This window comes from Shewanella surugensis (assembly GCF_023284005.1).
GTDB classification, from domain to species: Bacteria; Pseudomonadota; Gammaproteobacteria; order Enterobacterales; family Shewanellaceae; genus Shewanella; species Shewanella surugensis.
Genome location: NZ_JAKIKS010000011.1, coordinates 33,861 through 58,521, shown reverse-complemented (window position 1 = coordinate 58,521; position 24,661 = coordinate 33,861). Strand labels below are relative to the sequence as shown.

Here is a 24,661-nt window from a genome sequence, read left to right as displayed (position 1 = left end):
GGTTTGAGGTATAAGACTCTTGGTCTTTTTAATCTCAGTAGGGTTTAATTCCTCGTTGCTTGCGGCGTAGAAGTATTTAGAGTTTGGAGTCATTTAGATACCCCTCTTCGCGTAGCGAATTTGAGCCTAAGCGAAAAGCCTTGGCGTGGGGTCGTTGATTGTTTGCTCATTAAGCCGTTCTTATTTCAATTATTCTTTAATAACGACGCTCGTTTCATCACTACAGCCATAACTCTGTTTATAAAAATCAGCAGCTTCGCATTATCACACCTAAGCTTATGCATATAACGACAAGGAAGCTTAAGGAAAACAAATGTCTCTAATGGGGAAGGGGTTGATCAGTTTGAGTTTGGTGGGCGTTGTATTATGTTTAATGGGTTGTGAGAAAAAAGAATTAGCGCCGACAGAGCCTATTATTCGTCCGGTAAAAATATTTAAAGTTGAAATGAGTGAGGCTGGCACTATTCGTCATTTTCCAGGTCGAGTTGAAGCCTCCCAGCGGGCCGATCTTGCCTTTAGAGTCAGTGGTACTTTGAATAAGTTGTGGGTCAAAGAAGGGGATTTGGTTGATAAAGATCAACTTCTTGCTGAGTTGGATGATACTGATTTCAAAATCAACGTTCAAGACAAACAAGCCAGCTATGATAAAACAAAGCGTAATTTTGAGCGGGCAAAAGAGCTCATTGTGTCAGGTTATATTTCAAAAATGGATTATGATCGGATGGAGTCCGATTTTAAAAAAGACACTGCGGCATTAGCGAATGCTAAACAGCAATTGGCTTACACGCAATTAGCCGCCCCATTTGCCGGACAAGTCGCCAGACGATTTGTCGATAACTTTGAAGAAATTGCTGCTAAGCAGGATGTTTTTGCTCTTCAAGGAGTCAATAGTTTAGATGTGGTGATTAATATTCCCGAGTCCATCGTACGAAATTTACGGGCGAGTGCAGTAGAGGAAAGGAAGCGAAATCTTACTGTTTACGCTGAGTTTGACGGCAAGAAAGAACATCATTTCCCATTACAAGTTAAAGAAATAGCCACCAAGGCCGATCCCGATACGCAAACGTTTCAAGTGCGTTTAACCATGCCATCACCTAACGTTTTTACGGTATTACCTGGCATGACTGTCAGTGTGGTGATTGATTTTTCAAAATTCACTCAAGCCGAGCCTGTTTTTTGGATCCCGTCTTCTGCGGTGGTCGCTAATTCGGTTTTAGGCTCGCAAGTATGGGTACTCGATCCAGACACTATGACCGTCAGTGCGAAGGCGGTGAAAGTCGGGCGTATGAAACGCGATCAAATACAAGTGACAGAGGGGCTTAGCGGCAATGAAGAGATTGTTGCTGTTGGGGCAGCCTATTTGGCACAGGGGATGACGGTTTCTCGTATGCCGCAATCTGAGCAGGCGATCCCTCGAACAGGTGAACCAAATCAAAAGCAGGCTGAAGGGGAATAGCAACATGAATATTGGTGAGTATTCAGTTCACAATAAAGTTATTTCTTGGTTATTTATCATTGTGCTATTGGGCGGCGGGATCATTGCGTTCAATCAAATGGGCAAGTTAGAAGATCCGGAATTTACCATTAAACTCGCAAAAGTCATTACGTTATACCCAGGAGCCACAGCACAAGAAGTGCAAGATGAGGTGACCTATTACATTGAAGATGCCGTTCAAAAATTGCCCCAAGTCAAGTGGATTAAAATGTCGGTATCTCGCCCTGGTCTCTCCGATATCACGATTGAGTTTAAAGATAAGTATAGAAAGAAAGACTTTCCGAATATCTTTGATGAATTGCGTCGAAAAATTGCCGATGTCACGCCGTCTTTACCTTCAGGTGCAAGTGCACCGATGGTGATTGATGACTTTGGGGATGTGTATGGCGTGTACGGTATTTTAACGGGGAAAGGTTATTCTTGGCGGGATTTGTGGGATACGGCCGATAAAGTCAAAAAACAAATGGTACAAGTACCAGGCGTAAGAAAGATAGTCATAGATGGGGAGCAAAAAGAAGTCGTTTATGTGGAAATATCTCGTTCAAATTTAGGTGAGTTGGGTATTTCGTTACACAGTATTGCCAGTATTTTAGCCTCACAGAATGAAGTGATTGATGCGGGGGGGATCCGCGTGGGCGATGATTATCTTAGGATTAGCCCAACAGGGACGTTCCAGTCTGTTCAGTCTATTGGTGATGTACTCATTAGCTCTAAAGATAAGCGGTTGATCTATTTGAAGGATATCGCCACCATAACGCGAGCATATAATGATGTGCCCAATAAACTGTACTATGTTAATGGTGAGCCAGGGCTTGCAATTGGTATATCGATGTTACCCGGTGAAAATGTGGTCAAAGTAGGTAAACGATTAGCACAGCGTTTTCAAGAGCTTAAATCTATTATTCCCTTGGGTATGGGGTTCAAACTTATTTATAACCAGCCTCAAGAAGTGGATAAATCGGTGAGTGGTTTTATTGTAAGTGTGGGGCAAGCCGTTGCCATTGTGATTGTGGTTTTATTACTGTTTATGGGGATGAGAGTCGGGTTGATCATTGGCAGTGTGTTACTGATCACCGTTGCAGGTACCTTATTCTTTATGGATTTGTTTGCTATCGATTTACAGCGGATCTCTTTGGGAGCCTTAGTGATCGCCTTAGGCATGCTGGTGGATAATGCCATTGTGGTTGCCGAGGGCATGATGGTTCGTATGCAAAGGGGAATGAAGGCCGCAGAAGCCGCTGCGCAAACAGTAGGGTCCACCATATGGGCACTATTGGGCGGCACAGCCATTGGTATTTTAGCGTTTTCGGCTATTGGTTTATCGCCTGATTCCACTGGAGAGTTTGCCGGTTCATTATTTTATGTCATTTTTATTTCCCTTTCTTTATCTTGGCTGACGGCCGTGAGTACGACCCCCTTGTTGTGCGCTTTATTGATGAAGCAAGGCGATGAGTCTGCGTCTGAGTCCGATCCTTATAAAGGCCTCTTTTTCACCGTGTATCGAAAACTGGTGTGCACTGCGATCCATTATCGTTGGGTGACGGTGGGCAGTGTTGTGGTGTTATTTGTTATTGCTGTGATGGGGTTTAGTTATGTGAAGAGTGGCTTCTTCCCAGAATCGAATACGCCAATGTTTTTTATTGATGTATGGGAGCCTGAGGGCAGTGATATTCTTAACACCCGCGATACGGCGTTAAAAATCAGTCAGTATTTAGATAATTTACCTGGGGTATTACAAACCAGTACGGTGATTGGCGGGGCGCATCAACGCTTTACCCTTGTTTATGATTCAAAAGAGCCTGCGCCTGCCTATGCGCAAATTATTGTTCAAACTGAGTCGAGGGAAATGATCCCTGAGGTGTGGCAACAAGTTGAAGACTACATGCGAGCCAATACGCTGTCTAACGATCCCATTATTAAGGCATTGCGCATAGGGCCCGGTCGAGATGGTAAGATTGAAGCGAGGTTCAGTGGGCCTGATGCGAGTGTGCTAAGGGAGTTGTCAGTGAGGGCGCAAGCGATTATGCGCAGCGACAATGAGGCCAGAGATATTCGTGATGATTGGCGAAATCCGGTGAAAGTCATTACCCCTGTCTTTAATGAACAAGTGGGGAGGCAGCTTGGGATCACCCGAGAAGATTTAGCCCTTGCATTGCAATATTCATCAGAAGGTAACACGGTCGGTGCATATCGGGATAGTCATCGTTCATTACCGATAAAGTTGAGAGCCATTGATGATGAAAGAGGCGATGTGGCCAGCTTGCGAGATGTACAAATTTGGAGCCCTGTACTGGGGAAAACCATTCCCGCGTCTCAAGTGGTGAGCGAATATCAAACCCGTTGGGAAAATACGGTGCTACGGGGGCGGAATCGTATTCAAACGATTATTGCATCGTGTAATCCTAAAGGCGAATTTACCGAACCGTTATTCGAACGGTTAAAATTGAAAATAGACGCGATGACATTACCGCCTGGCTATCATTTGTCTTGGGGAGGAGAATATGAAGACTCTCAAAAAGCACAAGCAGGGTTAGCGGGTGCATTACCTGTTGGTTTTTTATTGATGATTTTAACCTCTATTTTACTCTTTGGTAAATTGCGTCAGCCGCTGATTATCTGGCTGACGGTGCCGCTGGCCATTATTGGGATCACTGCAGGGTTATTGGCGACCGGCGGGGCATTTGATTTCATGTCAATACTTGGGGCGTTGTCGCTAGTGGGGTTATTGATTAAAAATGCCATCGTACTCATCGATGAAATCGATCAGCAAATTGCAATGGGAAAGCAGGGGTTTGATGCGATTGTTGACTCATCCATGAGTCGGTTAAGGCCGGTGGTGTTAGCGGCCGCGACCACTATTTTGGGCATGATCCCGCTGTTACCGGATGTGTTTTTTGTGAATATGTCGATTACGATTATGGCGGGGTTAGGTTTTGCAACCTTTCTTACTATGCTGGTGGTACCGACTTTGTATGCGATTTTCTTTCGCATTAAAGCGATTAATGAATAAAGAGTGTTCACTTTTTATGGTGTTGATTTTTGGGACTTGATAAAGGGTCGTTAGCTACGCAAAAGTGATAAAGATGTGTTAATTGGATGATTATGAGGGAAAGTATGTATACCTGAGTCATAAAGGTATAGACTGGAACAATAAATAAAAATAAGTATAAGAAGTGGGTAATATAATGAATATTAGGCTGGCTAAACCTGATGATATCAGTCATTTTTTTGAGTATTTACAGGCACATTTATCTGATGATAGTGTTGGCGATACCCATCTTTTTCAGTCCTTGTCGAGTGCGGAGTCGAATATCACCACGCTAATCAAGTCTCAATTCTATGATGGAATCAAAAAAGGCATTGAACAAACGGGTTGGCGTCGGCTTTGGCTTGCATTTGAAGATGACATCGTTGTTGGGCATATTGAGATCCGTGCTCACCCTCAAGCCTATACTCAACATCGAGTATTATTGGGGATGGGGGTGTCCAGAGACTATCGGCAGCAAGGTTTGGGGAAACAATTATTGAATACCCTAATCACTTGGCTTAGCGGTTATCCTCATATTGAGTATTTAGATTTATGGGTGGTATCGAGTAATCTAGCCGCAATAGGTTTATATTCGCGCAATGATTTCAAAGCGGCAGGTGAAATTGAGGACATGTTTAGAATAGCAGGTACCCCTTTACCCTATACTTTTATGTTTCGCCAACTCAATATTGAATAGTCTTTGATAGCAGAATAAAGATAAAGGGTGACGACGCTTATTTTATTGGTATGCTAAATAGAGTATTGGTTACCACAAATAAGCGAAGCTTGAGCTGAATGCATTTTATTTCTAGCATTTTAGCGGTAATTTATTAAATAAAAGGGGATATTGGGTCGCAGTAAGCCCTTATGACTCGATACTGTAGCGTATGAGTAATCGCAAAATACATATTACCTCAATAATGGAATACTAGAGAGGGTTAACCAATCAATGGCTCATGCAAGAAAACTTAATCAGCCTAAATCAAATACAGTCGACATTGTTGAAACAAAACCCACAAAAATAGCATCGCCATCTCGTCGTAAGTCGTCCCCGAAAAGGCATAGGCAGTCGTTGTCAGCAGAAGATATAGTGGTGATCATTGCCATCGTCATGACGCTTCTTTTAGCCCCTATTTTAACCATGCTGTGGTATATGAAAGATCCTATTTTAGTGCCACCGCCCATTATTGCGATTTTTCTGGGCATTGCTGTTTCCTCTATTCTCTATCGGTTTCTTGGGGGCGTTCATAATGCGTCTTTTACCATTGGGGCGTTAAAGGTGACAGGCTCTGCGGCAATATTGATTTTTGTCGCTTGGTGGGCCAATGATGAGCTAAAAACATTCATGCCAGTGCTTACCCTGAAAAAGCCTGCTTTTGATTTAGCAAAAGACGTGGTACCGACACATACCAGTTGGTATGCGGTGAGTACAGCAACGGGTAACCCTATTTCACTGAACTTTCCTCATCATCAGCAGCAGCATCTGGCACCGTCTTTTGCTCGGTTAAGTGAGCAAAATTTACAACGTTCATTGAATTTACATCAAGGGGATGACGGGATTGTGGTTGCTGTAGATAATCATGCAAGGCACATCATAGGGACATTATCTCAAGGGGAACTCAATGAATTGGGCTTCTTTAATAAAGTGGATATGAGGCTCAATCCTTTTGAAGTGGCGACGTTTGGTGCATTACAAGGCATTGATATGAGTTCAAAATTACCTTTTACGATTCACACTAAGGGATTTTCTGAAAACTATACCCGTTTTGCGCTTAAATCCCGAATCGATGATCAAGTGATTTATGAAGACTCCATTTTGTTGAGGGGGGCTAAATTGTTTCAATATCATGATCAGTACTATTTAATCAGTGTGGTACAAGTTAATCATGCACCAGAAGACATTGAACCTTATGCTAAGATCTATCTTGCTGAGCTTAGCGTCAGTTACTTATAGTTCAGTTATTTATAGTATTGAAATGAAATAGCAGTGAAGTAAAGAGACCTTTAAATGAATCGTATTGGTAAGCAGCACTGACAATATACAATATTGGAATGAATCATTTATAATCACCAACATCAATGATATAGAGTTAGTTATACAGAGGGGAAATATGTACCAAGGACGTTGTCTTTGTAAAGGCGTTAAAATTGAACTGCAAGGCGCGATTGAACACATTATTCATTGTCATTGCTCTTTATGTCGAAAATCTAGTGGATCCGCTTACGCGACTAATGGGTTTATTCAGCAATCCGACTTCAGTATTGTTAAAGGTCATGATTTAGTGAGTTTTTATGAGGTGAAATTGGGGCGAAAACGTTATTTTTGTCGTCGTTGTGCTTCCCCCTTGTACAGTGAAAACAGTGCTGATCCTGTACGTTATCGATTACGTCTAGGGCTACTGGATTCAGATATTGTGGAGCGACCTTTATCACACAATTTTATTGACTCTAAAGCCTGTTGGGGTACGATTGAGACGTCTTTGGCTTGTTATAGTGAGCATGAACCTGGACGATAAGCTGAATAAACACGCCTCGGTTAAAATATGACCAGTTTCAGATGGGCCAATTGAATGAAAAATGATACAATATCAAATACACTTAACCCCGATGTCCACTGGCCTGCGGTGATTTGTTATCATGGCGATGATGAACTCATTTATGTTGCAGATGAAGCGGGTTGGCAAGAGAATACTCAGGGTGATACTAGTATCATTGAAGGGGAAGATAATTTAATTGATTCAAAAGGGCAGGTTTTTAATTTAACAGAACACAAAGGTAAATTGAGGCTGATGGTCACGAATAAAAGGATTTTGTTAGTCGATTTGTTATTGTTGATACAACAAAATGCTTGTTTAGTACAGTAAGTGTGTTCAGCAAAAATTCATACGACAACTTATTATCAAGCCATTGAAATTATCAGTGATATTAATGAAATTGCGGCTTTATAATGTGTGAATTTTTCATTATGAGTCATTTATTTCGTTGTCATTTATATTCAATCACCCATTGTCGCTCTTATACCGTATGATAAATATACCTTACATACTGGCTGTGGATCATAATGAAAAAAATAATTGAATATTTACGTTTAATGTTGTTTATGGCTGGCGTGCTGGTGGGCATACAAGCACCGAGTGTGGTGGATCAATATGGTAAACGTCTGCAGGCGCAATTAACCGAGTCGAAGCTTAGTCTTAACGCATTTCAGGGGGATGCTGATCGTTACTTTGGCGGCAGCATTGACAAACTCATTACTTATTATCAAAGTAATGATGATCCTGTTTTTAATGATGCCGGCACCAATGTTGAAGGATTAATGCAAAGACAAAATAGCTTGTCGATGGCATGGCAACGCTTTTCAGCAGATGAATATAGCCCCTATATACAGTTTATCTGGGATCCTTTGCTGGATATCAAAGCGGCTGTGTTAAAAAATTATACTTACTCTATCGTATTAAACAGTAAAGCCATTATGGTCGGTTTGATTGCGGGTGGATTACTGGCTGCTGCGGCCGAACTGTTGTTAACCTTGATTTGGCAAACGTTACGTTTAACAAGGCGAGTTGTCTTTGGTCCGGTGCATCCCAGAAGACGTCTTTAACATGCTTCGGGAAATGTGTAATCATTTCCCGAAGAGGCTAAGTGAATAACCACAAGCTAATTGGTGGTTATTCTTATGAAAATGTATTGGCGGATATTACCAGTTTAAATCTTCTTCAATTATTTCGCTATTATTTGAATTTGTAATGGCATTAGCTGAAGCAATAGTATGACCATCTATTTTAAATGTTGTTTTGGTAGGATTTTGATTTGTGTCAATCATAAATTTACCTTTTGTGCCATCGTCGGCAAGGTCAAATAATTTTTGAAAATTGTTCTCTAGTCTAATTAGTAAGTCAGCCTCTCCACCTTTTTCCCATTCTGGGAGGTTGGCATTCTCACTTTCCCAGCCAATCATTTCACTGATAGTTTGTAGTGCTTCTTCTTTATTGTAAGAAGGATAAAAAAAGTCGATGATATTATCCCAAAATGACATTTTTGTGGCTTTATCCATGTCGCCTGAGATGAACCCTTCTAATTGACTTTTATTTAGGGTGACTTCTGAGTGTGCATTATCGTCTATATTTGAGGTACAACGAGGTATATTAAGAGTCGCTGATGCGAAAATAGTCATAAGTTATTCCTTAGCTAATGCTGTAATAATGAAATCATTTTTTGAACTTGAAATGACTGATAACCACTGGTTTAATCTTCTTCAGTTAAACTAGGATTTACTGGGTTGTACTGTTAGCTCAAGTAAGCAGCGATTATCGATTAAGCTAACCTGTACCGCTATCAGTTTTAGCATAAATATCGGTAAAGTCATCCGATCAGTTAGACCAAAGGTTAGTTTACTGCTTGCTAATGTATTATCGATAAATCAATGTGTGATTATTTGATGGGATCATAAGCCACTATGAAGGTGGCTTATATTGTATTTAGTTGTTCTTTTTATCTTTGCTTATTAAGGATAGGGGGGCTTGGAGATATTAAGTTTGTTTGGGTTAAATACTCAACTCTTCTGCTATCCAAGCGCCTGACGCTGACATTTCTTGGCTATTTTCAAACCCACCACAGACGGCGTTGATTTTAGCAATGGTATGATTGTCGATGATGAAGGTCGTGGTGCTTTGGGCATCATTTCGTACCACTTTAAATAACCCGTTATTCCCTTCACCTGCGAGTGTTTTCAATTGTTGAAAGTTTTTCTCTATCGCCAGCAGTTGTTCGCTTGGACTATTCTCTTTATAAGTCATATCCAGTTTGATCATATCATTAATAATGTTTAGGGCATTGGTTTTTTTACTGGCACAAAAGTGCCTATCAATGGATATTTCAAAGCAACCAAGTTGAGTCACCTTGTCCATATTGCCTTCAACAAAAGCCGTTAGGCGACTCTTGCCCAAAGACACGTCTTGGATCGGTTGCTCTGAGGCGTGAAATTGAGTGCTCGGTATCGTCACTTTTGGATGAAACAGGTGAATAGTGGGCATAAGTTTCCATTGCGTTAATCAATAAGCCGTTAAGATCATTTAAGATGAAAAAGAGTGTTCATTTTCATCTGTTTTCATTAAAAGGCTTAGCAGTTCGAAATTCAACCTAACTTATTGTAAAACAAGATAAGTTATTAAATTGATATTATCGTGATATAAGCTATGTAGGACTATCATTTTTACCCGTCATTTCTGTAAAGTGGACCAATCTCTCATTGGGAGTAAAGTTTTGATGGATGCAGGATTAAATTTATTGACCGATCTTGCATCAGTTCACGAATAAAGTGCGTTTTATGAGTATAATTTAAGCATCGTGCAGATTAACTGTTTCCGAAGTCCTTGACGTTTTGTTAAAATAAAGAAAATTACAGGAGAGATGTGTATATGTCAGTTTATGTAGTAGGCCACAAGATCCCAGATTCAGATTCGATTTGTGGGGCGATTGCACTAACCTATTTAAGAAATCAAATTGGTGAAGATTCTATTGCGGCTCGTTTAGGCGAATTGTCCCCAGAAACGGCTTTTATTTTAGATAAGTTTGGTTTCGATGCGCCAGAGCTTAAATTAAGTTACGCTGGCGAAGAAGTGTATATTGTTGATCATTCTGAATTAACCCAAGCACCGGATGATATCGCTGAAGCGACCATTGTCGGCATTGTGGATCATCATAAATTAGGTGATTTAACCACATCGACGCCTTTAGAGTGCTGGATCCGTCCAGTGGGTTGCAGTAACACCATTATTAAAATGATGTATGATTTTTATAATGTGGCTATTCCGAAAGAGATTGCAGGCATCATGATGTGCGCCATCTTAAGTGATACGGTGATTTTTAAATCACCGACTTGCACCACTGCGGACATCCGCTGCGTGGAAGCGCTAGCTGAAATTGCTGACGTGCAAGATTTTAAAGCGCTTGGCATGGACATGTTTATCGTTAAATCCGCTGTTCAAGGGACGCCTGTCCGTGAATTAGTGATGCGTGATTTTAAAGATTTTAATATGAATGGCAAAAAAGTCGGTATTGGTCAGCTTGAAGTGATTGATTTAGCCGTTTTTGATGATCTAAAAGCGGATTTAGAAACCGATATTGCAGCATTAAAAGCAGAAGGTGAGCGTCACAGTGTGTTATTACTGCTGACGGATATCATGAAAGAAGGCTCTGAATTACTGGTTAGCAGTGATGATGTGAGTCTTATCGAACAAGCTTATGCTAAACCACTTGTTGATGGAAAAGTGTGGCTTGACGGGGTACTGAGCCGTAAAAAGCAAATTGTTCCCCCATTACAGCAAGTGTTTAGTTAATATTGATCCGTTATCATGAAAATGAAGAGCCTCAAATGAGGCTCTTTTTTATGGGTGGGTAATGTTACGATTGAGGCGAATGAGGTGACTGAGCGCGCAGTGCCGCTAATTTGGCATGAGCGAGGCCTAATACCGATGTTTCAGGATAATGTCCTTGGGGATTGTGCTTTCCTATGGCCGTTCCCATCAAGAGTTCGATCGCTTGGTCCACATGATCTATCGCCCAAATGTGGAACTGACCTTTTTTAACGGCAGTAATAATATCTTTTCTTAACATTAAGTTATGGATATTTGAACGGGGGATTATCACCCCTTGTGTTTGTGTGTACCCTTTGATCTGACAAACATCGAAGAAACCTTCAATTTTTTCATTCACGCCGCCAATCGGTTGTGACTCACCAAATTGGTTCATTGAACCTGTAATGGCAATGTCTTGCCTTAAGGGGAGATCGGCAATAGAAGATAAAATGGTGCATAGTTCTGCCATGGTGGCGCTGTCACCATCAACACCGCCATATGATTGCTCGAAAGTGAGATGAGTCGAGAGAGGGATTTTATCAGTTTTACCCAATATGGATGCCAAAAAGGCGCTTAAGATCATTACACCTTTGGAGTGTATACTACCACTTAATTCTACTTTTCTTTCAATATCAAATACTTTCCCTTCACCAAATGAGGTTGTCGCAGTAATACGACTCGGCGCACCAAATAAATAATCAGAGGTAGACATCACCGATAAGGCGTTGACTTGCCCTATGGTTTTACCTTGAGTTTGTAATAAAGTGGTGCCGTTGACGAAGCTTTGCATAAACTCATCTTTGGCTCGACAAATGCGCAGTTCTTTATTTCGCAGGGCTTGCTCGATATGGCTGGCGCGAATGAGCGTGGCTTTTGCACTGCGGGCACAATAATTGGCCTCTCTTAATAAATTGGCCACATCGACAGAATGCAAGGAAAGCTGATCTTGGCAGTCAACCTGACGTGAGCTAAATTCAATAATGCGGGCGATAGCGGCGCGATCGCAATGCAGCATCTTATTACTGTGAACAATGCTGGAAATAAACTGAGCATAGTGACGTTCAGATTGATGAGTACGGGGCATTTTGTCTTCAAAGTCGGCGGTAACTTTAAAGAGTTCACAAAATTCAGGGTCAAAACGTTGTAGTAATTTATAAGTGTGGTGATCGCCAAAAAGAATAATTTTGATATTGAGTGGAATGGCTTCAGGATCTAAAGAAATGGCGCCCGATAAGGTGACTTCACGTTCGAGTGAACTGAGACTGAGCTTCTTAGAGCGTAAAGCACGTTTTAAGCCATCCCAAACATGGGGATGTTCCAGTACTTTCACTGCATCTATCATTAATACGCCACCGTTGGCTTTATGTAAACTGCCGGCACGAATTAATGAAAAGTCTGTAATGACGGTCCCTTTGTAGGTGGCATTTTCGACATAACCAAAGAGAGTATGATAATTAGGGCTATCTTCAATGATGATGGGCGGTGACTTTTTTGCTTGTGACACCAGTACATTGACTTGATAGCGTCGGGGCATTTTTTTACTCAGGGCGGCATAAGCCAACGCAATTTGTTCTTCATTTTCTTCAAGAAAAATGTCTAAATTATCTAAAATGTCTTTTCGCATTGCTTTCAAATACTGTTTAATTTGTGGCAATGCTTTATATTTTTCTTTTAATTTATGCAGAGAATGGCTAAGTACATCTTCAGCGACTTGTTCATCATGCTTTTGTTGCTTATCGGTGTACTCTTCTTCCCAAACGGTAATTTGCCTGATCAAGCCTCTGAGTTTGGCTTCAAGTTTACTGATGGCGGTTTGTAATTTTGTTTGCTGAGCATAACTCAGTTGGCTATAGCTTTCTTCGGTATGGGCTTCTTCACCATTGAGTGCGATTAATTCATAATTCCCTTTAGTTGAAATGCTTAAACTGACACCGAGTTTTTGTGCATCATTGGTGAGGGTAATGATGGCTTGCTCTTGCTTTGATGCTAATTGATTTTTAAGTTTATCGGCTCGAGCGTAATACATTTCATTATCGAAAGCCAAGGGCAAGGCTTTCGATAATTTTTGCATTAATGTTTCAATGTCTTTTTTTAATTTGGGGCCCATTTCTGCAGGGAGTTTCAGAACACGGGGTTGACGAGCATCATCAAAATTCACCACGTAGCACCAGTCATAGAGTGGATCGAATGATTGACTCTTATCTGAAGTGGATTGTTTGTTTAAATGACGTAGGATCATGGTGCGCTTACCAAGGCCATTACGACCTAATGCATAAATGTTATAGCCTTTTTCTTTCATCGATAGCGCAAATTCGACAGCGTGCTGAGCACGGGCTTGACCGACGATCTCATCGAGCGGCAATAAGTGTTTCGTGGATGTACAAGTGGCATCCAGTTCATTGAGTTCAGAGCGACGATAAAGTTGCTCACTGCTGAGAGGGTGTATGGGCATAAGGCGTCCTCTTGATGCGTGGTTTTTTCTACTTTATACGCTAAGTTCATTCATTACTGCAATAATTGATGGTTTTTGAGTATTTATTAACGAAATGAGGATTGTATGGTTGTTTTTTAACCTTAAGGAAAAGGGAGTGGCTGAGGATGGGAGCTCTTTTTGAAACAGACATTCAAGTCAGCGGGATCTTCAACTGACTCGGGTGGCTTCAGTCAATGTATAGGGAATGGATTGTTGATCGCCTAAGGTATTGATTATGATTCCACGTAGATCAGCCATAACGGCTAGATAGTAAAGTAACACGGAAGAGAGCAGTAATCTTATGAGCATTGTGAGGGGGTGATAGTGGCTAAAAAAGGCCACTTAGCGTGGCCTGTTAAATTGTATTTTATGGATGAGCATTGTTTAGATTTTAGGGTAAATAGGCTTAATATCCGTTGGGATGGCAGCCATTTTTTGGTTTACTTTCGCGACTTCATCCGCAAGGATGGCATATTTAGCTAAAAAATCTTGAGAGGCTTGGTAGTCTCCGAGCGCTTGGATCATGGTGACTTGTTTGACAAGATCGGTGATGGCCATTTCCATCTCAACAAAATTCACTTTAAAGGTCTGTGTTTTCTCATCGAAAGTGAATGCTTGTTTTTCTTTGAAATAATTATATTGGAAAGCGGCTCCGGCGCCATGAGCTTCATGAATGCCAAATCGCATAGAGCGGAATAACCCCGCAAAATAAGTGACTAGCATATTTTGGCGTTCCGTATTCGGTAACTCGCCTTTATCCATTAAGAATAGCATGTTATATGCGCCCATCACATCAGCTTTGCCTTCTTCTATTTTCGAATAAGTCTCTTTAAGCTGTTCACTGACACTGGTTTTTTTGCCCTTTAGCGTTAAAGTGCCAGGGCCTAACCCATGTGATAGTTCATGAAATAATGTTTCATTGAAGAAATACTTTTCCATCAATAAAGGTTGTTGTTCTTTGGTGATGATCAGTGATGAAATGGGTTGCATAATGGCTTGATATTTTGCATTGAGCACATTTTTTAGCATGACTTTTTTACTGCCTTTGACTTCCCTGACGTACTCATCATTGGGGAGGTTAAAGGCGACTGTTTGCACGCCGGGCTTATTATCGCCGCCGCCAGCGACTTGATCGACGACTGAAATGGGCGATTCTGCACCGCGTTGTAAGTTTTTATATTCATCTTTAATGGGTAAGTTAAGCTCCATTTGCGTTAAATATTTTTTATAAACGGCGAGCTTGGCACTGTCTTCTGGATTGCGGACGGTAATAAAGGCTTCAAAAAAAGTTTTGTAGCCAAACAGCTTATCGGTATAGGTTTCATAAGGACCGATAGCCACTTCCAAGTTTCCATCCAGATCCATCCAAGCCATTTCTGAATCGCGATAATCATCATTGAGAAACGCATCGGCGCGTTTAAGTAAAAATATCCGTAAACTTTTATCTTCAGTCATTGCGGCCGCTTGTTGCATTAATTTAGCAGCAGCTTGTAGATCCTTGGCATAATAAAGACTATAAGGGATGGCTTTTAGCTTATCGGCTTCACGTACAATCACGGTGTAACCACTTTTAAAAGCCGCTTCATCTTCAGGGTGTGAGACGATCCACTGATTAAACTCTTCGCGAGTCAGATCGACAGGGTAAACACCAGCACCATCCGGACGCTCTGTTTGGCCAAAAAACGGCTTATCACCTTCTAATGTATCCCAAGGGCCATAATGTAAGTCATACAGTGACAGTAGGGCTTGTTGATGAGGATCCTTCGAATCTTTAATGGCTTGTCGGATCTGCTCATTATTTTCATAGGTCTGTCTTAAATAAATGCCATCAAGAATATTGGCAACGTGAATAAGCTTCCTGAGTACTTGAATATCAAGATCGGATAAATTATTCAAATCGGCTTGCATATCGACGTCGACAAAGCGATTGAGCATTTGTTGGTAATCTTGTTCTGTATGCGTGCTGGCGGTTTTTGAAACCGGGGTTGAGAGATCATTTGTATCAGGTTTTGAGCAGCCATTTAACATGCCAATAAGGGCAAGTGAAAGAAGAGTAGGTTTTATCAAGAGGAAGATCTCCGTTTTTATGATTGTTCTTCACATTTATCGAGAGTAATCTACATCTTGTTGGCGCATTAATAAAGTTTATCTGGTTTTATTCTACTCAATGAGCCGTTATTGACCCTTTTATGCCCGTTTACGCGCTTACCTTGGTGTTTATTATGTTCTATAAGACAGTTTTTAATTTATATTAGGTTGTTAATATGTGATGATTATCCCCATGGGGTAGTAGTCAGTTAACAAGGTGAGTGCAGTGAAAGGTAGTTTAGATATTCACTCGGTGATTAAACCGTTAGAAATAGAAGATTTTTCGGCTGTTATTGCATTGGGAAACCATGTACATGGGGAAGGCTATTTAACGATGTCGAGTTTAATGACCATGAGAGATAAGGGCATTAAGGCGGGCGTGAATGCAAGCTTTGTCTTGCATCAACAAGAGACATTAATTGGCTTTAGACTGACTTATGCTCCAGGCCAATGGCAGATCGATCAATGGTGTAGCCCAACGTTATGGGGGGTGGATGTTCAAGACTTGTGTTATTTCAAATGCAATACCATTGATCCGCTTTTTCAAGGGCAAGGTAGCGGAGGGCGTTTATTAACGGCAGCAATAACGGCGGTAAAAAAACAAAGGGGACTGGGAGGCGTGAGTCATCTTTGGCAACAAAGTCCCAATAATGCGGCGGTTAAGTACTTTACAAAAGCGGGAGGAGAATTGATCGCGACTCATTTAGGGCGCTGGAGTGATCCAAAAGAATACAGTGATTATGAATGTGTATTATGTGGCTGTCCTTGCCAATGCAGCGCATGTGAAATGTTATTACGATTTAATTAAACCGATACCATCATCAGTAAGTTAGTTCATGGAGTTATGATTTCTCATGTTGAAGCATCATGTTAATTTCGATCCCCTCATACACGATTTTCCTCATCGTTTAGACATGCCAGATTCTTATTGGGCCAGTACACAAGATTTGCCGGCGATGTGTCCCCGTTTAAGGGGAACGCATCAAACTGAAGTCGCGATTATTGGCGGGGGATATACTGGATTATTAACCGCTTATTATTTAGCGAATGAATTTAATATTGATTGCTGTGTGTTAGAAGCCAATCGAGTCGGCTTTGGGGGCAGCGCCCGTAATGCCGGATTTGTACTGAAAGGTTCTGGGCGTTTAGGCTACCAGAAAATGGCCAAACGTTGGGATTTAGCCACGGCAAAAGGCATTTATCGAGAATTTAGTGATGCAGTCTCAAGAGTGGAGGGGTTAATTCAAGATCACCATATTCGCTGTGAGCCGGAGCAGAAAGGGTATTTAAAAATAGCGCATAATGAAAAGGCAATGACGCAGCTCACACAGGCTGCCCGTTTTATTAGCGAGCATTTAGGTGAAGATGCCGAATTTATTCACCGTGATCAATTAACAGCAGAGCTGATGGATCATAAGCAAGCATATGGTGCATTAAGGTTAAATGATGGATTTGGGATCAATCCCTTGAAATTACTATTGGGTTATAAAAAACTGGTTCAAGCACAAAAAGTACCTCTTTTTGAGGATGCGTGTGTGCTGCAATGGATTGAAGAGCGGGGGAAGCATAGATTAATCACCGGAACGGGTGAGTTAACCGCTAAAAAGGTGATCACAGTGGGGAATGCTTATACCCCAAAGCGTTTCAATCATCGAGTTGATAATCATTTTTTACCGATCTTAAGCCAAATATTTGTGACCGAACCGCTCACTGCTGAACAGTTAACGTTATCAGGGTTAAAGACTCATCAAGTCACCATGGATACTCGGATCTTAAAATACTATTATCGGCTATTACCCGATAATCGTTTATTATTTGGGGGGCGAGGAGCCATTAATGGTAAAGATGCCCATAAAGAGCGATATCTACAACGTTTGTATTTGGCCATGTTGCAGTGTTTCCCAAGTTTATCATCCATTAACATTGCCTATAATTGGACCGGTTGGATCGCGGCTGCGATGGATGATATGCCGCACGTATATGAAAAAAATGGGGTTGGATACAGTTTGGGCTATTGCGGTTCAGGAGTGTCTTTCAGCGCGCAGGCGGCTTTTCGATTGGCGCAACAAATCGCGGGTGAAAGTGTGCCTGATTTGCCATTATACACGCAAGCATTACCCGCTTTTCCTTTACCTAGATCCAGAAGAGCGGGGCAGTGGGCGTATTATCATTATGCTTGGTTAAAGGATAAATGGGGATAAAACCAACATATTTTAAGGAATAAATGGCCTTTTTGAATGAAGCCAGTAATGGGATATAATGGATCCCTGAATGTCTTGAAAGCAGGTTGTCGGGTGATTTATTGGTAACGTTAGGAGTGTAACGATGGCTTCAAAGAAAGTAGATAAAATGCTAAAAAAACATGACCGTTTAGTTCATTCTGAAGCAATGAAAATTATCAGCCACACACAAAGAGAAAAAGAAGAATGGGTACTACATACGTTAATGGCTGAAGGCTGTGAGACACCGTTTAAGTTTCGCCGTACTCAAAAATACAAGAGTTTGGCGGGTGCGAGAGTGAATATAACTTATTATAGTGAAACGGAGCAACTTGCAGGATTTGAGATTGATATATTTAAAATCGTACGTATTAAAAGAGCATGAATAAGGCAAAAGAAATGCTTAAGAGTCATACCAATCCGCTTTGATATGTGATCTTTTAGTGGGAATTCAACGCGCGGTAGGCATTAACGGACATTTCCGTCCTCTGCTCGTGAGGTCTTTGTTGTTCCAGACAACAATAAAACCTTTCCTATCTCCATAGAGGTCAGATAATAAATGTCGTGATCACATGGATGTGAGTGAACGACCATGGCGGTAAATGGATCCTTGACCGCTCATCGTTGTGCTCGGCTTTGGTTTAAACGTCGCTCTACTTTCCCCCATCTATGAGGGCGTATATTGAAAGTCTCCAGCACAGTAAACGTGTTTTGAAACCCGCACAGAGTGACTTTGAACTGTTCTCGGATTTGTTCATTGAGTTTGGGGTTGAATATGGTATAAAAAAACCTGTCAGCGACAGGTCTTTATTTTATCATATTAAGCGGTTACGGCTTATTATGTTATGCGCTCATGAATGCCACGGTGTTATCTAGCATGCGATTGCTAAATCCCCACTCATTATCATACCAAGCCATCACTTTAACAAGGCGACCACTTACGCGAGTTTGTGTTGCATCGAAGTTTGATGAATAAGGGTTGTGATTGAAATCAATGGAGACTAAAGGCTCATGATTGACGGCAAGCACTTCACTTAATGGCGAAGTGAGTGCTGCTTTTTCAATAATGGCATTGATTTCTTCGACACTAGTATCACGTGCAGCAATAAAAGATAAATCAACCAAAGAGACATTAATCGTTGGGACACGAACAGCAAGGCCATCGAACTTACCTTTCAATTCAGGCACCACTAAGCCTACAGCAGCAGCTGCGCCCGTTTGTGTTGGGATCATTGAGACGGCAGCAGCGCGTGCACGACGAAGATCGGTATGATAGACATCAGAAAGACGTTGATCATTGGTATAAGCATGAATAGTGGTCATTAGACCTGATTCAATACCCACTTCATCATTCAAAGGCTTAGCAAAAGGCGCTAAACAGTTAGTCGTACAAGATGCATTTGAAATAACAGTCATATCTGAGGTGATAACATCATTATTCACACCATAAACAACCGTCGCATCGACATTTTTCCCCGGTGCTGAGATGATAACTTTTTTAGCGCCGGCATTGAGGTGAGGTTGCACCGCTTCTTTTGACGTAAAAATACCCGTACATTCATAAACCACATCAATGTTGAGTTCTGCCCAAGGAAGATTGGCAGGATCGCGCTCTTGGAAAGTGGCGATTTTGTCTTCATTAATGAAAATGGTGCCATCAGAATGTTCCACTTTGGCGTTAAAACGTCCATGAACAGAATCATACTTGGTCAAATGCGCGTTAATAGAAGCGTCACCCAAATCGTTAATAGCAACGATTTGAATAGGGTAATCTTTTTCACTTTCATAAAGTGCACGTAAAATATTGCGGCCGATACGGCCATAGCCGTTAATTGCAACGCGGATAGTCATCTCATATCCCTCAAGTCATGTATAAACTGAAATTAGTTATAAAATTACCAAATTGACAGAAATCGTCAAGTTATATCGCATTATTTACCCCATTTGGGCGAAAAAAAAGGGTTTTTTATTACATTGAGCACATTTCCCGCTTTTAAATAGTACAAAGAGGCATATTATTTTATCATTAGACTGAGGTGGCGTTGCTCAAAGAAGTTCACAGCCTAGCTCCCTAAGTGAAAGTAAGCCGCAGTATCATTTTTATTTCACTGGCTATAGTAAAGCTTACTTCTATTCTTCCTGCGTTATTTTTACTCATTAAGGTCATTTATCTGAGAAACAGATCAAATTTTATCGATTAAATGAATAAGAACGCTAAGCCAATTATTGGCAGATAATCGGTGGTATGAGGCTGGAAAATCAGCTCTAACTTCTATCTGTGCCTATTTACTCATCTGTCAGTATAATAAAAGGTGTTTTTTCTTTTTATCTTACTGTAATAAAAAAGCGTTATTCAGTATTAATTGGGGGGATCGGAGGCTTAAAATCAAGAAATGATGTAAACATTACAAAATTATGAGCTATAACCCCCTTTAAATTCATTTATTGCTAATTAAATTACATGTTTATCAAAATGCCATGACTAGATTGACGAGACGCTTTTCATTACAATAGAGCCGTTTTTAATATGAATAATCATCTTTCTTTTTGTTACTCAATGAGTTCTGTTTTTCGACAGCAATATGAGATCAAGGATTTGTAAATGAGCGCTGATAAACACCTGCAAAGCTGGCAAGAACGTTTTGAAATGGCAGAGGCTATGCAGCCTTTGTTGGGAAAATTATATCGTAATCAAGGTGTTGAAGTTGTTGTTTATGGTAGGCCATTATTAAATGCTTCGACTATTGATATTATCAAAGCTCACCGTTTGGTTCGTCATCATGTTGGCGAGAAGCTGAGATTACGTGATAGTCTGCCTTTTATCGAGGCTTTGACTCGGTTAGCGGTTAAGCAATGTAAAGTGGATATTGGCAAAATTGCGGTTAATTATTGGCGCGAATATCAAGATGTTTCACAACTGGATGCTTACATGAGTGATGTGTTGGCATCCGCTATCAATGATAATAATGATGATGAAGCAAAAGATGTCGTTCTATATGGTTTTGGCCGTATAGGGCGTTTGTTAGCGCGTTTATTAATTGAAAGAAGTGGAGTCAGTAACAAACTGAGATTACGTGCGATAGTACTTCGTGGTGGGCGTAAAGGTGATTTAGAGAAGCGAGCGAGTTTATTACGTCGCGATTCCGTTCACGGACCTTTTAATGGCTCCGTTTCGGTTGATGAAGAAAACAATGCCATTATTGCCAATGGCACCTATATACAAATTATTTATGCAAATTCTCCTGATGAAATTGATTACACCCAATATGGCATAGCAGAGGCTCTCATTGTTGATAATACGGGAATTTGGAAGGATGAAGCTGGCTTAGGCTTACATCTTAAATCCAAAGGCGCGGCAAAAGTGTTATTAACGGCTCCAGGAAAGGGTAAGATTAAGAATATTGTCTATGGTGTTAACGAAGCGGATATATTATCAGAAGACACCATTATTTCTGCAGCCAGCTGTACCACTAATGCGATTACCCCAGTGTTAAAAGCGGTGAATGATGAATATGGCATTATTAATGGCCATGTCGAAACGATCCACTCTTATACCAATGATCAAAACTTGATTGATAATTACCATAAGGCGGATCGACGCGGACGCAGTGCGCCACTGAACATGGTGATCACTGAAACGGGCGCTGCACAAGCGGTTGCGAAAGCATTACCTGAATTAGAGGGGAAGTTAACCGGCAATGCCATACGGGTGCCAACCCCCAATGTGTCTATGGCCATTATTAATTTAAATTTAAATGTAGCAACCGATAAAGCTGATATTAATGATTATTTGCGCAATAAGGCATTACATTCTGAATTGCAAAATCAAATTGATTTTACTGGATCAACAGAAATAGTGTCGAGTGATCTTGTGGGTTCTCGCTATGCTGGCGTACTGGATTCCCAAGCGACGATTGCTGAGGGCAAGCGTGCCATTTTGTATGTATGGTATGACAATGAGTTTGGTTATAGTTGTCAAGTGGTTGGCGTGATGCAAAAAATGTTGGCATTAAATTATCAATCCCTGCCTCACCTTTAACGTTTTTGTTTAACCTTGCTGCTAGAAAGATAAAATATTGAACGCCTTAATGAGTTAGGGCGTTTTATATTTAATCAAAAAAATCAAAAAAACAACAGCTTGGTTGATTTGGCAGCAAACAAACCAATAAAATCATTTTGTTGATTGACTCTTAAAAACAAATCGGTAGAATGCCATTCCGTAGTCAAGACGAAGCGAAATAAACAAACTGTTTAGCGGTTTAACTCAGTAGCGTTTAGGTGTTGTCGGGGATGTTTTGAATAACAATGTGATAGCAGTCAGTACAGATGCATTTGATTAAGGCGACATTAGCTCAGTTGGTAGAGCGATACCTTGCCAAGGTATAGGTCATCGGTTCGAACCCGATATGTCGCTCCAATATTTCAATAACTTTTAGGCTTATACTGAAGTTGAAATAGAGGAAGAATTGGCGCGATGGCAGAATGGCTATGCTGCGGATTGCAAATCCGTCGATCTCGGTTCGACTCCGGGTCGCGCCTCCAAATATAGAGTAAGGTGAGTCATTTCAAAAAGGAATGACAGTATTAACTTCCGATAATACGTATTATCTTATTTAAACAGTTTTGCCCGAGTGGTGGAATCGGTAGACACAAGGGATTTAAAATCCCTCGCTCAATAGGCGTGCCAGTTCAAGTCTGGCCTCGGGCACCAATTTTAGATTAACGATTTGAAATCGTTAACAACAGGAAGTGAGTTGATAACACATTACGACTACCGAAGTAATGCGGTTAACAATGAAAGGGGATTGTTCCCGCTTTCTTAAAAACATTGAGAGTAAACAGTTTTGCCCGAGTGGTGGAATCGGTAGACACAAGGGATTTAAAATCCCTCGCTCAATAGGCGTGCCAGTTCAAGTCTGGCCTCGGGCACCAATTTTAGGTTAACAATTTGACATTGTTAATAACAGGAAGTGAGTTGATAACGTATTACGACTACCGAAGTAATGCTGTTAACAATGAAAGGGGATTGTTCCCACTTTCTTAAAAATGTTGAGAGTAACAGTTTTGCCCGAGTGGTGGAATCGGTAGACACAAGGGATTTAAAATCCCTCGCTCAATAGGCGTGCCAGTTCAAGTCTGGCCTCGGGCACCAGTTAAACGAATAAGCCTCGATATTAGTCGGGGCTTTTTTGTCTCTATGCTAATACCTCCAATGAATATCAAGGTGTTGAGTTGGGTAACACAAGGAGTGTAAAATCCCTCGCACTCTTGCTATAGAATGCGCGTGCCAGTTCAAGTCTGGCCTCGGGCACCATTCATCAAAGCCCTGACTCATGTCATAATGCCGATTTTTTATGTCTGAATTGTTGAAAGGACTACATGTTACTTCCGAGTTTTGCCAAGCGCATGAGATTGATGCATTTTAGTAAGCATATCCCATATTAGAATGGGTTGAAGAGGAATATTGGAGGGATCTGCGCCCCCTCTCCCTATAAGTGTAAGGAGAGGGGGGAAGCAGTCAATCAAAGCCGAACTTACAAACTACTTATTCTAGCGGGTCAATAACTAGTTGGTATGGATTGTTTTCGCTTCCAATAATCCAATTACTGTTTCCGGTTCCAGTCAAATGACAATGATAAAGATCAGGCTGATATTGTTCTATAACTGTCAGCACATTATAAGTAGACTTACTTATCTGACACATTGGCGAGCCATCGGCGGTCGTAAGTGTATATTGACGCTCCTCGATGTGCATGCGTTTAGTGTTTGAATAACTTTGCGGATAAGTTTCTAATAGACTTTGTAAAATAACACTTTCGTTAGTGTGATTGGCCAATTGAATTGTAGGGCTAGTAGTAGGCGCAATACCCAGAAATGTGTCGATTTGGTTAGGCCCAGTTTTTGAAATGGTGCAATAACCATTACCAAAATTGTCGGGATTTTGCGCAGCGATTTGTGGTACGCCAAATTTAGACAATCTAATCTCGCACAGATCTCGCTCCAGAGTATACTGAGTAGATATAAAATATTGATTGTTTTTTAAGACTGGCAAGTCATGAAGGGGTGACGTAGTGTTTATGTATGCATTTATTTGGAACTCTGGATCATTTGTGGCTGTCAACACATTGAATACGCCAGTTTTATTGGCTATTTGAACCTGTGGGGGTTTCTCCATAATAGATGCGGTATTAATATTCACAAGCATCTTTTGATCATTAATATTTTGGTTTCTCTGGGTAACAAATTGTGCACTAAGTGTTTCATTGTCCTCGTTTCGTATCCTCACAATCATAGCTAGTTCACTATGGTTAACTTTAATGCATCTTGCATTATCAGCGACTTGCGGGAGGCTCAGCCCAAAACCAACTCTATAAAACGACCCGAGGTGCTGTATTACAAGTGGAGTAGAAAATTTCGATACCGTTCCATTATCATGCTTATATGCTAAATCAAGCATGCCGATAAAGGCAAACTTAGACGTTCTAGAATTGGGGTCCACACCCCTCTCATCAGAGGTATTTTGACACGTAAGGCCATCTTGTATTTGAGATTGGTAGTAATGGTTATACCAAGCCAACGGTTCATGGTTCATATATGTTCCGCGAATGAAACTGATGCTGCACTTCAAAATGTTTGAGTCGTTATCCTGTGGGCAGTGATATGAAAAGTTCGTCGCAGATCTTGGGTTTACATTGCGATCCCCTCCTGGCCAGTAGGGATAAGGCCCAGGGGTAAAATTAACTATCTCCATGTTAGTAGGAGCAGAAAATTCCAAATCTATATTCATGTACGAGCTCTTTAGCGGCTGAGCTAACAATGATGATGAGAATAAAAGAACTGAACCAATAATAAAGGGAATGCTAATAATCAATTTTTTCATCAGATACTCCAATACTCTAATATTAAATCAACGGATATGATTCTAGCATGTAATTTATAAATTCATTTGTTATAATTGTTACTAAAAATGTCACGAAACAATCCCCACTTAGATATAAAAGA

At 40.9% G+C, this 24,661-nt stretch carries 18 protein-coding genes and 5 tRNA genes; 17 read left to right on the top strand and 6 right to left on the bottom strand.

The features are described from left to right. The first annotated feature begins 313 nt into the window (after positions 1-313). The 7 genes from L2764_RS04565 (at position 314) to L2764_RS04535 (ending at position 8,124) form a co-directional block, all read left to right on the top strand. Positions 314-1,456, top strand: coding sequence for an efflux RND transporter periplasmic adaptor subunit (locus L2764_RS04565; RefSeq protein WP_248939062.1), 1,143 nt, complete (start codon positions 314-316; stop codon positions 1,454-1,456). Positions 1,457-1,460: 4 nt separating this feature from the next. Continuing rightward, positions 1,461-4,505 (top strand): efflux RND transporter permease subunit, encoded by a 3,045-nt coding sequence (locus L2764_RS04560; RefSeq protein ID WP_248939061.1) that lies wholly within the window; start codon positions 1,461-1,463, stop codon positions 4,503-4,505. 175 nt (positions 4,506-4,680) lie between these two features. Further along, the gene (locus tag L2764_RS04555; RefSeq protein ID WP_248939060.1) at positions 4,681-5,220 is read left to right on the top strand and encodes a GNAT family N-acetyltransferase; all 540 of its coding nucleotides are present in this window, start codon (positions 4,681-4,683) and stop codon (positions 5,218-5,220) included. 252 nt (positions 5,221-5,472) lie between these two features. Continuing rightward, positions 5,473-6,477: a hypothetical protein gene (locus tag L2764_RS04550; RefSeq protein WP_248939059.1), complete on the top strand. Its 1,005-nt coding sequence runs from the start codon at positions 5,473-5,475 to the stop codon at positions 6,475-6,477. A gap of 157 nt (positions 6,478-6,634) precedes the next feature. After that, entirely contained in the window at positions 6,635-7,039 is a 405-nt protein-coding gene (locus tag L2764_RS04545; RefSeq protein WP_248939058.1) for a GFA family protein, read from the top strand. Between the two features lie 54 nt (positions 7,040-7,093). Continuing rightward, positions 7,094-7,387 carry a DUF4144 family protein gene (locus L2764_RS04540; RefSeq protein WP_248939057.1) on the top strand — a complete coding sequence of 98 codons (294 nt, stop codon included), beginning with the start codon at positions 7,094-7,096 and terminating at the stop codon, positions 7,385-7,387. Positions 7,388-7,584: 197 nt separating this feature from the next. Then, positions 7,585-8,124: a DUF2937 family protein gene (locus L2764_RS04535; protein WP_248939056.1), complete on the top strand. Its 540-nt coding sequence runs from the start codon at positions 7,585-7,587 to the stop codon at positions 8,122-8,124. Positions 8,125-8,220: 96 nt separating this feature from the next. On the opposite strand, the gene L2764_RS04530 is transcribed toward L2764_RS04535, so the two are convergent. Both L2764_RS04530 and L2764_RS04525 read right to left on the bottom strand, forming a co-directional pair. Next, positions 8,221-8,697, bottom strand: coding sequence for a T3SS effector SopD family protein (locus L2764_RS04530; protein ID WP_248939055.1), 477 nt, complete (start codon positions 8,695-8,697; stop codon positions 8,221-8,223). 370 nt (positions 8,698-9,067) lie between these two features. Then, positions 9,068-9,556 carry a hypothetical protein gene (locus L2764_RS04525; protein WP_248939054.1) on the bottom strand — a complete coding sequence of 163 codons (489 nt, stop codon included), beginning with the start codon at positions 9,554-9,556 and terminating at the stop codon, positions 9,068-9,070. Positions 9,557-9,940: 384 nt separating this feature from the next. On the opposite strand from L2764_RS04525, the gene L2764_RS04520 reads away from it, so the two are divergent. After that, on the top strand, positions 9,941-10,861 hold the full coding sequence (locus L2764_RS04520; RefSeq protein ID WP_248939053.1) for a manganese-dependent inorganic pyrophosphatase: 921 nt from the start codon (positions 9,941-9,943) through the stop codon (positions 10,859-10,861). A gap of 64 nt (positions 10,862-10,925) precedes the next feature. On the opposite strand, the gene L2764_RS04515 is transcribed toward L2764_RS04520, so the two are convergent. Both L2764_RS04515 and L2764_RS04510 read right to left on the bottom strand, forming a co-directional pair. Beyond that, positions 10,926-13,331: a Lon protease family protein gene (locus L2764_RS04515; protein ID WP_248939052.1), complete on the bottom strand. Its 2,406-nt coding sequence runs from the start codon at positions 13,329-13,331 to the stop codon at positions 10,926-10,928. Between the two features lie 405 nt (positions 13,332-13,736). Further along, positions 13,737-15,419, bottom strand: coding sequence for a DUF8614 domain-containing protein (locus L2764_RS04510; RefSeq protein ID WP_248939051.1), 1,683 nt, complete (start codon positions 15,417-15,419; stop codon positions 13,737-13,739). A 247-nt stretch (positions 15,420-15,666) separates the two neighbouring features. Here L2764_RS04510 and L2764_RS04505 point away from each other — a divergent pair, with 247 nt between their 5' ends. From L2764_RS04505 to L2764_RS04495, 3 genes are all read left to right on the top strand, one after another. Further along, positions 15,667-16,248 carry a GNAT family N-acetyltransferase gene (locus L2764_RS04505; RefSeq protein WP_248939050.1) on the top strand — a complete coding sequence of 194 codons (582 nt, stop codon included), beginning with the start codon at positions 15,667-15,669 and terminating at the stop codon, positions 16,246-16,248. 46 nt (positions 16,249-16,294) lie between these two features. Then, positions 16,295-17,641, top strand: coding sequence for an NAD(P)/FAD-dependent oxidoreductase (locus L2764_RS04500; protein ID WP_248939049.1), 1,347 nt, complete (start codon positions 16,295-16,297; stop codon positions 17,639-17,641). Between the two features lie 124 nt (positions 17,642-17,765). Next, the gene (locus L2764_RS04495; protein ID WP_248939048.1) at positions 17,766-18,044 is read left to right on the top strand and encodes a hypothetical protein; all 279 of its coding nucleotides are present in this window, start codon (positions 17,766-17,768) and stop codon (positions 18,042-18,044) included. Between the two features lie 458 nt (positions 18,045-18,502). Here L2764_RS04495 and gap read toward each other — a convergent pair whose 3' ends face one another. Further along, on the bottom strand, positions 18,503-19,510 hold the full coding sequence (gap, locus tag L2764_RS04490) for a type I glyceraldehyde-3-phosphate dehydrogenase (RefSeq protein WP_248939047.1): 1,008 nt from the start codon (positions 19,508-19,510) through the stop codon (positions 18,503-18,505). Between the two features lie 751 nt (positions 19,511-20,261). On the opposite strand from gap, the gene L2764_RS04485 reads away from it, so the two are divergent. The 6 genes from L2764_RS04485 (at position 20,262) to L2764_RS04460 (ending at position 22,811) form a co-directional block, all read left to right on the top strand. After that, positions 20,262-21,698, top strand: a complete 1,437-nt coding sequence (locus L2764_RS04485) for a glyceraldehyde-3-phosphate dehydrogenase (RefSeq protein ID WP_248939046.1) — start codon at positions 20,262-20,264, stop codon at positions 21,696-21,698. Between the two features lie 302 nt (positions 21,699-22,000). Next, positions 22,001-22,076 (top strand) — tRNA-Gly (locus L2764_RS04480). Positions 22,077-22,127: 51 nt separating this feature from the next. After that, positions 22,128-22,201 (top strand) — tRNA-Cys (locus L2764_RS04475). 83 nt (positions 22,202-22,284) lie between these two features. Next, a tRNA-Leu gene (locus L2764_RS04470) sits at positions 22,285-22,370 on the top strand. 135 nt (positions 22,371-22,505) lie between these two features. Continuing rightward, positions 22,506-22,591 (top strand) — tRNA-Leu (locus L2764_RS04465). Positions 22,592-22,725: 134 nt separating this feature from the next. Next, positions 22,726-22,811: transfer RNA gene (locus L2764_RS04460), tRNA-Leu, on the top strand. 393 nt (positions 22,812-23,204) lie between these two features. Here the strand turns inward: L2764_RS04460 and L2764_RS04455 are convergent. After that, a complete protein-coding gene (locus tag L2764_RS04455; protein WP_248939045.1) occupies positions 23,205-24,539 on the bottom strand; it encodes a hypothetical protein in 1,335 nt (444 codons plus the stop codon). Positions 24,540-24,661: the final 122 nt, after the last annotated feature.

Bases quoted from the DNA above. Each gene is read 5' to 3' on its own strand.
- gap (WP_248939047.1), bottom strand. From the start codon at position 19,510: ATGACTATCCGCGTTGCAATTAACGGCTATGGCCGTATCGGCCGCAAT.
- L2764_RS04545 (WP_248939058.1), top strand. From the start codon at position 6,635: ATGTACCAAGGACGTTGTCTTTGTAAAGGCGTTAAAATTGAACTGCAA.
- L2764_RS04535 (WP_248939056.1), top strand. From the start codon at position 7,585: ATGAAAAAAATAATTGAATATTTACGTTTAATGTTGTTTATGGCTGGC.
- L2764_RS04525 (WP_248939054.1), bottom strand. From the start codon at position 9,556: ATGCCCACTATTCACCTGTTTCATCCAAAAGTGACGATACCGAGCACT.
- L2764_RS04495 (WP_248939048.1), top strand. From the start codon at position 17,766: ATGGCTTCAAAGAAAGTAGATAAAATGCTAAAAAAACATGACCGTTTA.
- L2764_RS04555 (WP_248939060.1), top strand. From the start codon at position 4,681: ATGAATATTAGGCTGGCTAAACCTGATGATATCAGTCATTTTTTTGAG.
- L2764_RS04560 (WP_248939061.1), top strand. From the start codon at position 1,461: ATGAATATTGGTGAGTATTCAGTTCACAATAAAGTTATTTCTTGGTTA.
- L2764_RS04485 (WP_248939046.1), top strand. From the start codon at position 20,262: ATGAGCGCTGATAAACACCTGCAAAGCTGGCAAGAACGTTTTGAAATG.
- L2764_RS04565 (WP_248939062.1), top strand. From the start codon at position 314: ATGTCTCTAATGGGGAAGGGGTTGATCAGTTTGAGTTTGGTGGGCGTT.
- L2764_RS04530 (WP_248939055.1), bottom strand. From the start codon at position 8,697: ATGACTATTTTCGCATCAGCGACTCTTAATATACCTCGTTGTACCTCA.
- L2764_RS04500 (WP_248939049.1), top strand. From the start codon at position 16,295: ATGTTGAAGCATCATGTTAATTTCGATCCCCTCATACACGATTTTCCT.
- L2764_RS04520 (WP_248939053.1), top strand. From the start codon at position 9,941: ATGTCAGTTTATGTAGTAGGCCACAAGATCCCAGATTCAGATTCGATT.
- L2764_RS04540 (WP_248939057.1), top strand. From the start codon at position 7,094: ATGAAAAATGATACAATATCAAATACACTTAACCCCGATGTCCACTGG.
- L2764_RS04550 (WP_248939059.1), top strand. From the start codon at position 5,473: ATGGCTCATGCAAGAAAACTTAATCAGCCTAAATCAAATACAGTCGAC.
- L2764_RS04515 (WP_248939052.1), bottom strand. From the start codon at position 13,331: ATGCCCATACACCCTCTCAGCAGTGAGCAACTTTATCGTCGCTCTGAA.
- L2764_RS04455 (WP_248939045.1), bottom strand. From the start codon at position 24,539: ATGAAAAAATTGATTATTAGCATTCCCTTTATTATTGGTTCAGTTCTT.